This is a genomic window from Paenibacillus sp. BR2-3, assembly GCF_046529485.1.
Taxonomy (GTDB): domain Bacteria; phylum Bacillota; class Bacilli; order Paenibacillales; family Paenibacillaceae; genus Paenibacillus_AQ.
The window spans coordinates 2202450-2216859 of record NZ_CP126311.1 but is presented as its reverse complement, the minus strand read 5'-3'; the positions used below and the strand labels follow the sequence as shown (position 1 = coordinate 2216859).

Here is a 14410-nt window from a genome sequence, read left to right as displayed (position 1 = left end):
AAACAGAAAAACCCACCTCAGGTCTCCAGGGGAGAACTTCAGATGGGTTGAATGAGAGTTTGCGGCAGTCTAAATAAGGTTGTGCGGAAATTGCGCCAAACGGCGGCCTTGTGAAATAACGCACATAGCAATATAAAAAAACTGCGGTTCACCTGTCAGTAAAAAACAAGCGTCATTCTCTCCTTCTTCCATCCAGACTATACTGTCGGTCCCGGAATTTCACCGGGTCCACCGTCTGCGTTAGTAATAACGACAGCCGGGTAGCGGACTAAGCGCTGCAGATCAGCTTAACGAGCTAATATACAACGGCATCACCGCCGGTAGGGAATTACACCCTGCCCTGAAGGATCAAATCTAATATTCAATTTAAGAACTGATAAAATAAAATTAACATCTACAAAATCAAAATGCAAGTGTGAATATTATACTTACTTTCTTAATGTAACTTATAATCAAAAAAACAGACACCCGGAGATGCCTCCAGGTGCCTGTTTGTTATGATGTCCTATCTGACCTAAGATTTACAATCATTATTCTGACCGTTTGCCCCGCTTGAACACTCTATTTAGAATATATCCTGCAAGAATCATTCCGAACCCTGCGATGTAAAGCGGTAATGAGCTTTCCTCACCTGTTTTAGGGAGATTTTGCACATCAGGACTGGTATTGCTATTATCCGGTACAGTTCCCTCAGGGATTTCCTCGTCATCAATCTCAACACCCCCGAGCGGAGTCTCATCTTCAGGCACCACCTGATCTACAGGCGGCGTCGGCTGAACAGTTGGCTGAACTGTCGGGGTAACTCCGGGACCCTGCGGCACCGCCGATTCTTCAATTATGATCTCGCCAGGTATTGTTGAAGGCGTAGGTGTCGGCAGTTCCGGCGACGGTGATGTCACGATTGGCGATTGCGACGTTTCCGGCGAAGGCGCAGCCTGTTTTCCGTTCGTAACTGTTAATACTATATTTGCTCCTGGATTGAGCGTTACCCTGCGCTCTTGTGAATCAAGTACATAGCCATCCGGTGCCAAGGTTTCAACTAAAATATAATTCCCTGACAATATGCTTCTAAATACTGCAGTCCCATCCAAATCTGTGGTTTGAGTATCAAGAAGCAGACGCTCTGTACCCGTGATTCGGTACAAATTAAATTTTGCGCCGATAAGTATCATGGCGTTATTATCCGCGTCTACCTTCTTGACCGTCAAAGTACCCCTTTCACCAGTACCTGTTCCAGAGCCGCTGGAGATCCCGACAATCATTACTTTTGTTGTTTCATGGTTAACGTTGACAACATTGTCTCCTGTTAGCTTGACCGTATTCGTCACTTCCTGGCCGTTCCGTGCAGTAATGAGCGACTGGTATTTCAAGATAAAAGAGGTCTGAATGTCCTTCATAAATTTCAGAGTAAAGGTTTGCTGACCCGCGTTATTTGTTGTGATTTCCAGCGTATAATCTTTATCCGCGCCTCTGACCAGTTCATTTTGGAGTTCCCCCACTATTCCGTCTTCACCGATTTTTGTTTTATACAAATGGAATGAATCCGGCAGAAGGATCTGATTAGGACTAGGCGTATCAATAATCACTACATTTTTAATATAGGACTGCCCCCGGTTTATAGGAATCGTCCAGTTGATCTTGTCTCCTGACTGAACAGCATTCTTGTCGAGATGCTCCCCGCCGTAAGGGATGTTCACAGAAGCCGTCAAGTCTTTGGATACTGCCTTTGCTCCGTCGAACAAATTAGCTTTGTTGTTTATTTTGGTGCCGAGGAGCTTTCCTTCAAGGTCTGTTTTAAAAATAACATAGTACGCAGAATTGATAGCACCCAGCTTCACATTCAGCAGAGTGTCGTTACCCACCTTGCTTGTTGTAAAGGTAAAATTGGTCACCTCATCCCCTCTGGAAGATGAGCCGTCTGCCCTAATGTTCATCTTGTATACCTTGATGGAATCTTCAAGCAAGGTTTGGGGTTCCTTTACCAGATCCGTCAACACAGCATCCGTAAGGGATTTGCCATTATAGTTAACGCCTATCGTCCAGTTAACTGTCTTCGCAGCAGCATTATAAGTGCCGTATTTGAAGCCGTTATTCTTCACGTCAATTCTGGGATTAAATACACCATGCGCTTCCGCCGTATGCTTGATGGAAGAATTGTCCTCCCAGTCTATTCGCGCAGTGTTATGGAATTGCTCCGTGGCAGTAGTAATCCATTCGTTATTAAATTCAACCTGATATTGAATGGTATAAGTTCCGGTAATCTTCGAATGAAAACTGATCTTAAAACCAATCTTGGGATCAACCCCGTACACCAAATCATACTCCGACGGGTTCACATCTTTTCCAAAATTATCCTTAACAATTAAAGATCCCGGTATATATTTCAGACCACCTTCCGGAAACGTATCGGTAACGACTACGTTACTCATCGGATAGTCATCTTCATTAAAGGTTAGCTTCCAGGCAGCAGTTTTGGCATTGTAATTTACCCCGTTAAGGTTCTTGTAAATTACGGCAGGCCGCATAACTTGTGTCGCCTTATCACTATACGTACTGTCTGAGACCGTATTAGTAATCGTAGCATTACTCAGGACACGGTCAACTGCTTTGGTCTGATACTCTATGCGATAGGCTGAAGAAATATCTTTCTTGAAGTGCAACTTAAAGCCTTTTTGATTCACACCTGCTGCAGCTTCAACAGTATAATCTGTACCTGCTGCCAGTGCTGCGCCTTTGGTTGGAGCTCCGGACGCAGCCAGAGTTACAGGATAAACTGCCAGGGAGCCTTCCACCAACTGCTGAGTATCGTTGAACAAGTCAGTTATAAGGGCGTTGGCCTGCGAAATATTCTTTTCATTGTAGTTATATTCGATTGCCCAGGAAATGATCTGATCCCCCGAGTCATATTTGGTTACGGATTTATTCAGGCCCACCCCGCGCTGTACGGTAACCGTCGCAGTAGAGTCAGCAATTGCCACGTATTTTTCTGTGAAGGTCGCCTTGTTGGTAAAGGTGGTTTTGGTCTCATCCGTAATGGCAGTTGTATACTCGATACGGTAAGCGCTGCTGATCGTGTCTGAGGTGAATTGAAGTTTCAGTGCACCCGCCTCTACATTAGCCGAATAATTGCTTGCCGGAACCAAATCTCCCCGTGTCACTGAGCCGTTAAGCGAGACGTTAAGCTGGTATACAGCCAGATTGCTTGCCAGGTTCTCCAAAGACAATCCAGCCGGTATCGGATCGGTTACACCGGCATGATCTACAGCATCCAGAGTTGTATTCACATCAACCGTCCAGCGGATTTCATCCGCATTGAAACCTGAGGCTACGCCTCTTTTCGCAATCGTTGAACCTGAAGGTTTGAAAATAAAGGTAAAGGTTTGTGTTTCCCCGTTAATCGGAATTAAGATCTGCTGCACGGTACTGCCTTTGATGACCTCTTCATCAAATTTGGTATTGATTCGGAGTGTGCCTCGGACATTATCGTGACTCTCTACATAGCTGCTAAAGGTCATGACAACCTGGTGGCTAGCCTGGCTGATCTGAAACGTTCCTACATTTTCTCCTTCTGAAGCAAGGACTCCACTGATGTCATTATAGAGTTTAAACTGGGCGGGAAGCTGGAAGGTGGAGGTGTCTCCGGCCTTATGTCCATTTGGAAGAGCCCATGTATAATCCAGTGATACATTAGAACCCTGTTGATATACGGGGCCTGTGTCTACCTGACCATCAGCGCCGTATACAGATAAGGTGACACTGGTGATGATGTTAGAACTAATGGCCTTAGGCGCTGTAGGCACCGTAGACGCGTACACACTTTCCGAGACCGTAACACCATTGTCATAAACAGCCTCGGAGACAGTCGTGCTCCCACCGGCTCCTTCAGCCTTCACAGGCAATGGAACACCCAAGCCATACATATATTGCGCTACTAGCATGAAAATAATAATGAGCACACTTAGTCTTCTCTTAACCATTGACTCAACCCCTCCGTGTTATAAAATTCATGTTTATTCGGGCAATGACATGAAAGGAATAGAGCGCTTTAGTGGACTTCATAAAATGAACAGTGATTTACGTTATATGTAATTACACAAAATCGCTTAAGCGGCGGTTTCTTCCCATCACTATTACCCCTAATTTGGGCACGACTGATGTGAAGTCATGCAAATCGGGTTGAAAATGGGTATTTGATTTTTTTTGAACCGTTCCGCTCAGGCAGCTAATATGTAGTCACGGGGCATAATTTGTTCATTTTATGAGGGATCACTGCAGCATATGCCATTGATGAAAACTTATAAAGCGTATATACTTATATCACCTTTTTTCAAGCCATTAGAATCATGGTAACTAAACTATTTTTGAGGAGTTTTCAATGAACTTTTCAACCGTTTTCGGACAGAGCTTTTGGCATTTGTATTATTTCTGGTGATTTTAGTGTTTTTCTTTTGGCTGCCAAGCCGGTTTAGAAAGCATTGGTCTGCTTCCGGTTGATTAATATCACAGTCTTTTTCTTACAAAAAATACTATTATAATGAAGTTGGACCCATAATGAAGAAAAGCGAGGCTCATCATGTTATTTAATTCTTATACTTTTATTTTTCAATTTCTGCCTATCGTTTTATTGGTTTACTTTGTCTTTATAAAATTTCGTTATTTTTATATGGCGAAGCTATGGCTGGCACTGGCTTCCCTTTTCTTTTACGGCTGGTGGAACCTGAAGTATATTCCTTTAATTTTGATGTCCATCTTATTCAATTACCTGGTCGGCAAAAAGCTAACGACTGCTGCCTCCCGCAAATCGGCGCTGCTCTTTTTCGGAATATCGGCTAACGTGCTGCTGCTCGGATATTACAAATACACGGACTTTTTTATACAGAACTGGAATGAGGCAACGAGCGGCAACCTGCCGCTGCTTCACCTCCTGCTGCCATTGGGAATCAGCTTCTTCACTTTCACTCAAATTGCCTACCTGGTTGATGCGTACCGGGGGCGTGTGCAGGAATACAGCATGATTAACTACATTCTTTTTGTCACATTTTTCCCGCATCTGATTGCCGGACCTATCCTACATCACAAAGACATGATGCCGCAGTTCGAAAGCGTCCGCAACAAGCTCTGGAATTGGAGCAATGTTTGGTCCGGTCTGTTGATTTTCTGTATCGGCCTCGGCAAAAAAATGCTTATTGCTGACAATCTCGCCGTTTATGCCAATCAAGGCTTTTCATCCGCTTCCCAATTTGTGGATTCCTGGGTTACCAGCCTTAGCTACACCTTTCAAATTTATTACGATTTCAGCGGTTATACGGACATGGCCATCGGAATTGCCCTGCTCTTTAACATCAATTTGCCGCAGAATTTTAATTCACCATACAGGGCTACGGGCATTCAGGACTTCTGGAGACGCTGGCACATCACACTAAGCCAATTCCTGAGAGACTATATTTATATTCCTTTGGGAGGAAGCAGAAGTGGATACTGGATCGCCATCCGAAATGTTCTTATCACCTTCCTGATCGGCGGTATTTGGCACGGAGCAAGCTGGATGTTCATACTGTGGGGTTTACTTCATGGCAGTGGACAAGCCGTCGAACGTATTTGGAAACGCTGGGGAGTTCCGCTGCCGACTTGGCTGAGCTGGGTCATCACCTTTATCTTTTTGAATGTAACCTGGGTCTTTTTCCGTGCAGAGAATATGAAACAAGCTGAAAGGCTGCTCAAGGGTATGTTTGGAATAAACGGAACCGGACTTTCCCAGGTATCCGAGTTCAAGCTGATGCTGCCGGCTTTAGCCGCGCTAACATTGATCATGCTGATATCTCCCAACTTGTCGGAATCCTTCAGTAAATTGCGACCTACTTGGAAGACGTCGCTGGTTATGGCTGTTGTGTTTATGATTTCGCTGCTCTTCTTTAACCGGATTACCGAATTCCTATATTTTAATTTCTAGAGTCAAGATGATTCACTTAGGAGGAACGTTATTGTGTTGCCAAAATTAAAAACAAACTTGGAGGTTGAGCCCGCCCCCGAGCCCGCCCCGGTTATAGATAACCGGTCCAAAATAGCAGTAGGTTACTTTTTTCTTTTTACAATGATTATTGCGGTTATTATGGTCGCGCTAATGGTATTTCTTGATCCGCTCCAGTTCTATCACCGCTCCACCTGGTACACCCCGGTCTTCTCCAAAGAGCAAAGGTACCAGAATCCGGGATTGGCCAAAAATTTTGACTATGACACCATTATCATTGGTACTTCCATGACTGAAAACTTCCTGCCATCGGAAGTCAATAAAAGCCTGGGCGGAACAACGATGAAGCTGTCCATTGAAGGATCTACCGTCGAAGAGCACAACAAGATTGCGAGTGTCGCTTTGAAAACCGGTAAGGTTAAAAAGGTTCTTTGGGGGCTGGACTACTTTTCTTTGAAGAATGCCGATGAGCAAGACCTTAAGACCTTTCCTGACTACATGTATGACGACAATTTTTGGAATGATTACAAGTACTGGTTCAATGCCTCGGTTTATGAGCAATTTGGAACCAGCATAAAAGATATGCTTACCGGTAAAAAGAATAAAGATCTGGAGCATCTGAACAACTGGAGTGCCGCTTTTTCCTACACAAAGAAACGTGTCGCCAAGCTGTATTACGAGCAAAGAGCCAGTGAAGTTTACTTTGGACTGAATGAAGAAAACATAGAGCAGCTTCAGCAGCGATTCGACACCTACATCGCTCCGCTTATTAAGGAGTACCCCGATGTGGAATTTAATTTTTATTACCCGCCTTACAGTGTAATGAGACAAGTCGCCTGGTACAGCAGCAACCCGACGCGCTTTAACAATCAGCTGGAGATGCGCAAGTGGATGTTTCAGCAGTTTGACAAGTATTCCAATGTCCGTCTTTACGATTTCCAGGCAGAACCCGAATGGACCTTCAATCTGGATTTATACAAGGATTTAAGTCATCATAGCGGGCAGGTGAACAGCTGGATTGCGGAAGCTATCGGAAAGGACGACGTCCGGTTCCGGGTGACCAGCGACAACATTGATCCGTTAAACAAGATCCTTATAACACAGGCCACAACGGCTGCAATGGATAAAGAGGGTAACGTGTCTTCATACGATATTCAAATTAATGGAAAAAGCATTGTCTTTACCGAACGGTCCGTCCAGGGAGATGGAGAATTGTTTCTATCCGCAAAAGAGATTGCTTCTACGCTGGGGGCAACTCTTACCTGGGACTCTTCAACAAAAACAGCAACTTTGGCTAATGACAGCACCACCATTAAAATGACAGCAGGGAAAAACAGCGCCAATGTAGATGGAAATGAAGCAGCCTTGGAGAATCCTTTAGTCTTGCTTGCCGGAACTGCAATGGTTCCCGCTCAATTCGTAAGCGAACAATTTGGCTGGAAGACGTACGTGGAAATGGACGGAACCACCCATCGGGTGCTCATTCAATCGAAGTAGAACAACACAAAAAAATCGCCCTTTACAAAATGGAGGTTCCACCCAACCATTTCGCAAGGAGCGATTTTTTTTCAAAAAAGATGTTTCATTAAGCAGTTTTGATTAAGCTTCGAGTACTTCTACAGAAGTCATTTTGTCGCGGCCTTTAAAAGTATCCACTTGATCCATGCCACTAACGACTTTACCGAATACGGTGTGTACGCCGTCCAGATGCGGTTGTGGAGCATAGGCGATGTAGAACTGGCTTCCGCCTGTATTCTTGCCGGCATGCGCCATGGCAATGGAGCCACGCTCATGTTTGTTCGGGTTGATTTCGCAGTTGATGGTGTAACCGGGTCCACCGGAACCTGTTCCATTAGGACATCCGCCCTGAGCTACGAAACCCGGAATAACGCGGTGGAATACCAATCCGTTGTAGAAACCGGAGTTTGCCAGCTTTTCAAAGTTGGCTACAGTGTTGGGAGCATCTTGATCGAACAAATCCAGCAGCACTACGCCGCCATTTTCCAATGTAATCTTCGCTTGCTTAGCCATATGTAAATGACCCCTTTCGAAATAAACAAATTTAGACACTTTCATTATTTTACTATGAATTACGTTTCTACGCAAAAAAAGCAAAGGATCTTTTATTCCTTATCCATGAACGTCAGAACGACTGCCTGAGCAAAACAGGCAGTCGTTCTGTAATTCACATTTATAAATCGATCCTTAACCGGATATTACTTCAGAACAGCCTGTTTAGCGATACGGTTCGGCACAATATCATTCGCAATAATATCGTTGTGGCTCTCTCTGCGCACTACGAGATCACTCTGACCGTTCTGTACGAACACAACCGCCGGCTTCCGAAGACGGTTATAGTTGCTTGCCATGGAGTAGTTATACGCGCCTGTGCAGGCAACAGCGAGCAGGTCACCGCTCTCTGCCTCGGGCAGCTCTACATCCCAAATGAGCATATCGCCGCTCTCGCAGCATTTGCCCGCAATGGATACCGTCTCGGTCGCTGCTTCGTTGGCACGATTGGCAAGCAGGGCTTCGTACTTGGACTCATACAATGCCGGACGGGGATTGTCAGTCATTCCGCCATCCACTGCCACATATTTGCGTACACCCGGAATGTTCTTGTTGGTACCTACGGTGTAAAGTGTAGTTCCGGCATCACCGACAATACTGCGGCCCGGCTCAACCCATATTTCCGGCAGATTACTGCTGATTCCCGCAAAATGAGTCTTCACGGCATCGGTAATCGCCGCCACATATTCAGATACATGCAGTGGAGTATCGCCTTCAATATAACGAATCCCAAAGCCGCCCCCCAGATTCACTACCCGGAACTCCACGTTCAACCCTTCCTTAACGCTGCGTGCAAATCCTGCTACACGCTCAACGGCAAGCTGGAAACCATCCGTTTCAAAGATTTGCGAGCCGATATGAGAGTGCACACCCAGCAGTGTTAAATTACTCTGTAGAGCAGCCTGTTTCACCGCTTCATAGGCCGAACCGTTTCCGATATCGAATCCAAACTTGGAGTCGGTCTGGCCGGTAGAGATATATTCGTGTGTATGCGCCTCAACACCCGGAGTAACACGCAACAGGATATTAACTGTTGTTTCCTTGTGGGAAGCTATGGCTTGCAGCATGCCAAGCTCCACCAAATTGTCGACCACAAAACAACCGATACCGGCATCAATGGCCATTTCAATCTCATCAGGTGTTTTGTTATTGCCGTGGAAGTGAATGCGCTCTGCCGGGAAACCGGCCTGCAGCGCCGTGTATAATTCTCCATCCGACACTACATCAAGGGACAAGCCCTCTTCATCAGCCAAACGGCACATTGCCATTACTGAAAATGCCTTGCTCGCGTACGCAACCTGAAAACCAAGTCCCGAAGCTGTAAAAGCATCAATATACTCGCGGCAGCGGCGACGGACCAATTGCTCGTCCATAATATACAGAGGCGTTCCATACTCCGCTTTCAATTCCGTTACATCACATCCGCCGATTTCCAGATGTCCAGCATCATTAATTCGGCTCGTCCCGTGTAAAAACATTGTGTAGTCCTCCATTTTCTATGGAATATCCAATTCCATCTGTCTTAGTGTATTCAGTATAGCAGACGGAGGGAACGCCATTGAATGGATTAATTTGCAGTTGATTTGTATTATCCTACGATAGTTTATCGTTTGGCTTCGCCGACGGCATTTTCGTATTGTCCCTGGGTTTGTTGAAGGACGGCCTTGTTTTTGAATTCAACACAGGCTGGCGCAGGATGACTTGAGCCATTGCCTTTATATTAAAGGGTATAAACGGCCATAAATAAGACGAGTTGTAGGACCGGCGAAGGGTCAACAATACAATGATCAGCGTTGAACCTATCATAAACCCCGGCACTTGGAAGGCGGCAACGGCGAGCAGCAGCACAAGCCTGACAATCCTGTTCGCAAGCCCAAGCTCATAGCTGGGAGTTGCGAACATCCCGATCGCCGCCACGGCCATATACAGAACCACCTCATTCACAAACAATCCGGTCTGCACGGCAACGTCACCAATCAATATAGCTGAAATCAGGCCCATAGCAGACCCAAGAGGTGTCGGCGTATGCACAGCAGCCATCCGCAATAAGTCAACACCGATTTCGATTAGGAGAAACTGGGCCAGCAGAGGGATTTTGGCCATTTTCTGCGGACCGATAAATTCAAGCATAGGCGGCTTTAATTCGGGATGTATTACGAGCAGCATCCATAGTGGCAGCAGAAACATGGAGGCAAAAACACCCAAGAACCGAATCCAGCGTAAATAAGTACCTATAAACGGGGTCTGCCGGTTCTCCTCCGCATGCTGGCAGAGGTCAAAAAAGGTTGTCGGTAAAACCATTACACTCGGTGAGGTATCGACAAAGATAACCACCCGTCCCTCCAGCAAATGGGAAGCTACAACATCAGGGCGTTCAGAATAACGAACCATAGGATAAGGATTCCAGCCGCTGCCAACGATTGCTTCCTCCAATTGCTTATCCGCCATGGGGATGCCGTCGATTACAATGCTTTTAATTTTATCGGTCACGGCCTTAACCTGAGTCTTATCCACGATATCATCAATGTATGCCACGCAGACATCAGTTTTTGTCCGCTCCCCAATCTGATGCATCTCGTATTTCAGTCCCGGATCACGTATCCTTCTTCTAACAAGCGTTACGTTGCTGAGAAGCGTCTCTGTGAAGCCGTCCCGCGCTCCGCGGACGACTCTCTCTATGGTAGGTTCATCGGGGCTGCGCATTGGATAGGACCTGGAATCCAGCAGGATTGCCTGCGTCTCATCATCAAAAAAGATAGCGCTCATGCCCATCAAAACCTTGTTGATGATCTCACTCATTTGGTTGGATTTCACAACCTGAATGTGAGGGATATATTCACTCATAAATCTCGCGATCACATCCGAAGACATATCTTCAGGCTTAAGAAAGGTCAGCCTTTTCAAGATTTCGTCGATGATCTCAACCTTGGCAAAACCGCTGATACACAGCATTGCTGCCTTGCGGCCGCCAAAGGTCATTTCCCGGAATATGATGTCAAAAGAAGAGTCCAGTCCCATTACCTCAGTTAACGTATCTTTGGTCTGTTCGAGAGAACTCGGAATATTGTCATTACCCTGCCAGTAAACAACCGATTCCTTCAACGAATCGGATTGCTCATTGTCACGTTTTTTTTGGAGAGGGTCCTTGTTATCGCTTGGGTCTTGCGCCTGACTTACGGAATCCTTTGCCTTCTTGGATTTTTTGGATGGCTTCGCCTGGTTCTCCTCCTCCGATATCCCCTCTTCTGCTCCCTGTGCTTCCTGATCCTGCATGTCCGGGTCCGGGTCAGGGTCTAAACCGAACAGCCTGGCGAAGATTCCCTTCCCTGAATATTCTTCCGGCTCCTCTTTACCCAGCTCATCTGAAGCCTCCGTATCCTGCTTCTGCTCGCTGCCTGCAGATTCCGTTTGCCCAGGACTTTCATCCATTTCCGCCACTGAATTTACTTTCTCATCTGACCCCAGAAAATTGCCGCTGTGAACATATTTGGTCACTCTATAACCCCCTTATTGTCGGTACACAACCCAGTCGAATAAAGAACCGGCGACCTTTCCGCTTACCATAGCCATCAGCAGCCCGAACAGATATTGAGTCATATTCAGACGTTTGGCCAATATCGGCAGTACATTTAACACCTCTGTCAATGCAGCAGCCAGCAGCCCGACAAAAATCCCGTCTAACAAACCAACCCCGAGTTCAAACAGAGGCCCTGCCGCGATCCTCCAGTTCCAGAAATCGCTAATGGTACCAAGCAGCGAACCTCCTATCATCGCACCTTCGTACCAATGCACTTTATCGTATGAAGAGGTTAGCTGCGCCAGACGGGGAATCATATCGAGCACAATAAAAAGAGCAATCACACCGCTGCCTACAGCAATCCCGCCCGCAATGCCGAGCAGCAGATTCAGTCCCAGCGATATTGGCGCGGTCATAATGTGCCTCCCGCATGGTCAGATCCACCATCTTCACGTTGCTTCAATTTGCTGAATTCCTCATTCATCACATACTGGTCAATATTTTTCTGGTACAGGAACATTTCCACTTCAAGCGGAGTCGGCTCCTCATTCCACTTCTTCTTGAACAAATGGTTGAAAAATATCACCATGCCCAGCCCGATCCCCAATGAATACGCGATTTGGAACACATAAGGATGCTCATCCCGATGGCCGGTCAACATCTCCACAGTCCGGATCTGGACCTCCAGCATATTGACATCGGCATGAAAATTCATGATCGTCAGCGCCGAGCCGAAGAAAAGCAGCAGCCAGACCAGCACAAACAGCGACTTTGAAGGCTTGCGCGCCTCTCTCTGGCCCTCAATCTCCACGATTGTCCTGCCTTCACCAATCGGCTTGATGTTAGCCTCCGGCAGCAGCTCACGAATTCGCGGAATAACCGTCAGCAAATCAATAAGCACGAGATTGCCGTCACTCTGCTCCGGCTGAATGAGCTGCATGGAGTACAAAAGCTCCTCCCACTCCGGCTCCGTAATCAGAAGCGCAACATCACGGAGCGTAACAGCCTTACCTTTAGGAAGCGTTACCCGGTTCTTAAGCTGTATATAAATGTCGGGAGCAGAATGACGTTTCATCCGAGGTCCTCCTAAAGGTTGTGTAAGAAGCTCTTAGCTGCAAGATTAACGATAGTATGGGAGGAAAGGTTTATTTTTACTCTTGATGCTCTGAAATCATTGTTCCACGCAAAAATAACAGCCCGAGGCATTTAACCTTGGACTGTCATCAGGGCATCTATGTTCACTTTCCTTTTCCATAATCCGATATAGCTAATATAAACTTTAGCTATCCTACAATTTAGGACATAATTATTTATTTTTCTCCTCCTGCGGGTACGCGTAATCATCATACATAAGACCAATAAACGGGGATGGTAGGGATTGGATATGAAGAAATATAGTTTTTGGGCTTTATTGCTCCTCCTGTTGGTACTGGTTGCGCCTGGAATTGGTCATGCCGATTCGGCAGCAACACACATCAACCTGAATGGTAACGAGCTTGCGATTACAAAAGATACACAGGTGCAGGTTGTAAATGGAAGTGTAATGGTTCCACTTCGCCTTGTAGCCGAGCAGCTCGGTTATTCCGTGAAGTGGGACAATGTAACCAAGATGGTGACCATCGAGCAGGCGGGTACAACACTGAAGCTGGTTTTGAACAGAGCGACGGCTGAGTCATCCGGCAAACAGGTACAGTTGGACAATCCTCCTATTCTCAGCGGAAGCATCACTCTCGTGCCCTTGAGGTTCGTTGGAGAGGAAACGGGAACCACTGTCGGTTGGGACAACCCTACAAAAACGGTATATTTAACTTCTCCCCCCAAAGCTCCCTTGAAAAGTGAGCCGGCGGAAACTAACAGTGCGCCCGTTGGTAGTGAAACGTCAAGCGGAGTAAACAGTCAGGGGGCTGCTGTCACTAATCTGAGCTTTAGCGATAACAGATTAAGTATTGCCGTGAACGGCAGTGTATCACCAAGTGTCTTTGCTATGACCGGTAAAGACCGGATCGTCATAGATTTGCCAAACACCTTTTATTCTCAAAGCTTTGTCCAAAACCTGTCTCTCGGAAACAAACAAAACGGAACGCTGGAGGTTATTGGAAACCCTGATGTCTCTACTGTCCGGTACTCATTATTCAGTAATTCTCCCTCTGCAATCCGGGTAGTCATCGATCTGAACCGTGCCAAAACCTACAGTGTGATTAATGCGAACGACGGACTTATTATTGTGGACCTGAATGGGACAGGCACTACTCCCACTACCACAATCGCCCCTGCTGCTCCGGCTGCAACGGTACCCCCAGCTGTGGTTTCCGGCAAAAAAAGGATTGTAATCGATGCCGGCCATGGCGGAAAAGATCCGGGGGGGATCAGCGTCAACAAACGCAAGGAAAAGGATTTTGCCCTTGCGACTGCATTGAAGATTGAGGAGTTGCTAAAGAATGACCCGGATATTGAGGTTGTCCTTACTCGCAGCGATGATAGCTATCCGACCCTGCAGGACAGAGTCAGAATCGCCAATAATCTGAATGCTGATCTGTTCCTCTCCATTCATGCCAACAGTATTCCGGCCGGAAGCAAGAGTAACCCAAGCGGCACGGAGACCTATTACACGCGGAATGAAAGCCTGCAATTTGCCGAAATTGTCCATAAATACCTTGTGCCTGCAACAGGTCTGTCGGACCGTGGCGTGCGTCAGAGCAGTCTGCATGTAACTAGAGAAACGAAAATGCCGGCTATCCTGCTGGAATGCGGTTATCTAAGCAATGCAAATGATGAAGCCTTACTCTACAGCGAGGATTTCCAGCAAAGGGTAGCCGAGGCGATTGTTGCGGGTATTAAGGAATATTTGGGCTAAA

At 46.4% G+C, this 14410-nt stretch carries 9 protein-coding genes and 1 riboswitch; of the genes, 3 read left to right on the top strand and 6 right to left on the bottom strand.

The annotated features are described in order from the left end of the window. Window positions 1–176: 176 nt before the first annotated feature. Window positions 177–352, bottom strand: a riboswitch (FMN riboswitch). A gap of 178 nt (window positions 353–530) precedes the next feature. After that, the gene (locus tag PaeBR_RS10515) at window positions 531–3977 is read right to left on the bottom strand and encodes a collagen binding domain-containing protein (RefSeq protein ID WP_410514754.1); all 3447 of its coding nucleotides are present in this window, start codon (window positions 3975–3977) and stop codon (window positions 531–533) included. Window positions 3978–4573: 596 nt separating this feature from the next. On the opposite strand from PaeBR_RS10515, the gene PaeBR_RS10510 reads away from it, so the two are divergent. Both PaeBR_RS10510 and PaeBR_RS10505 read left to right on the top strand, forming a co-directional pair. Beyond that, entirely contained in the window at window positions 4574–5950 is a 1377-nt protein-coding gene (locus tag PaeBR_RS10510; RefSeq protein ID WP_410514753.1) for an MBOAT family O-acyltransferase, read from the top strand. 33 nt (window positions 5951–5983) lie between these two features. Next, window positions 5984–7465 (top strand): stalk domain-containing protein, encoded by a 1482-nt coding sequence (locus PaeBR_RS10505; protein WP_410514752.1) that lies wholly within the window; start codon window positions 5984–5986, stop codon window positions 7463–7465. Window positions 7466–7567: 102 nt separating this feature from the next. Here PaeBR_RS10505 and PaeBR_RS10500 read toward each other — a convergent pair whose 3' ends face one another. The 5 genes from PaeBR_RS10500 to PaeBR_RS10480 form a co-directional block, all read right to left on the bottom strand. After that, on the bottom strand, window positions 7568–7999 hold the full coding sequence (locus PaeBR_RS10500) for a peptidylprolyl isomerase (RefSeq protein ID WP_410514751.1): 432 nt from the start codon (window positions 7997–7999) through the stop codon (window positions 7568–7570). Between the two features lie 185 nt (window positions 8000–8184). After that, window positions 8185–9516 carry a diaminopimelate decarboxylase gene (gene lysA / locus PaeBR_RS10495; protein WP_410514750.1) on the bottom strand — a complete coding sequence of 444 codons (1332 nt, stop codon included), beginning with the start codon at window positions 9514–9516 and terminating at the stop codon, window positions 8185–8187. 115 nt (window positions 9517–9631) lie between these two features. Next, window positions 9632–11311: a spore germination protein gene (locus PaeBR_RS10490; protein ID WP_410515148.1), complete on the bottom strand. Its 1680-nt coding sequence runs from the start codon at window positions 11309–11311 to the stop codon at window positions 9632–9634. A gap of 234 nt (window positions 11312–11545) precedes the next feature. Beyond that, entirely contained in the window at window positions 11546–11971 is a 426-nt protein-coding gene (locus tag PaeBR_RS10485; protein WP_410514749.1) for a stage V sporulation protein AB, read from the bottom strand. After that, on the bottom strand, window positions 11968–12630 hold the full coding sequence (locus PaeBR_RS10480; protein ID WP_410514748.1) for a stage V sporulation protein AA: 663 nt from the start codon (window positions 12628–12630) through the stop codon (window positions 11968–11970). Before PaeBR_RS10480 ends, PaeBR_RS10485 begins: the two co-directional genes overlap by 4 nt. A 309-nt stretch (window positions 12631–12939) precedes the next feature. On the opposite strand from PaeBR_RS10480, the gene PaeBR_RS10475 reads away from it, so the two are divergent. After that, the gene (locus tag PaeBR_RS10475; RefSeq protein WP_410514747.1) at window positions 12940–14409 is read left to right on the top strand and encodes an N-acetylmuramoyl-L-alanine amidase; all 1470 of its coding nucleotides are present in this window, start codon (window positions 12940–12942) and stop codon (window positions 14407–14409) included. The last annotated feature ends 1 nt before the right edge of the window (window position 14410 follow it).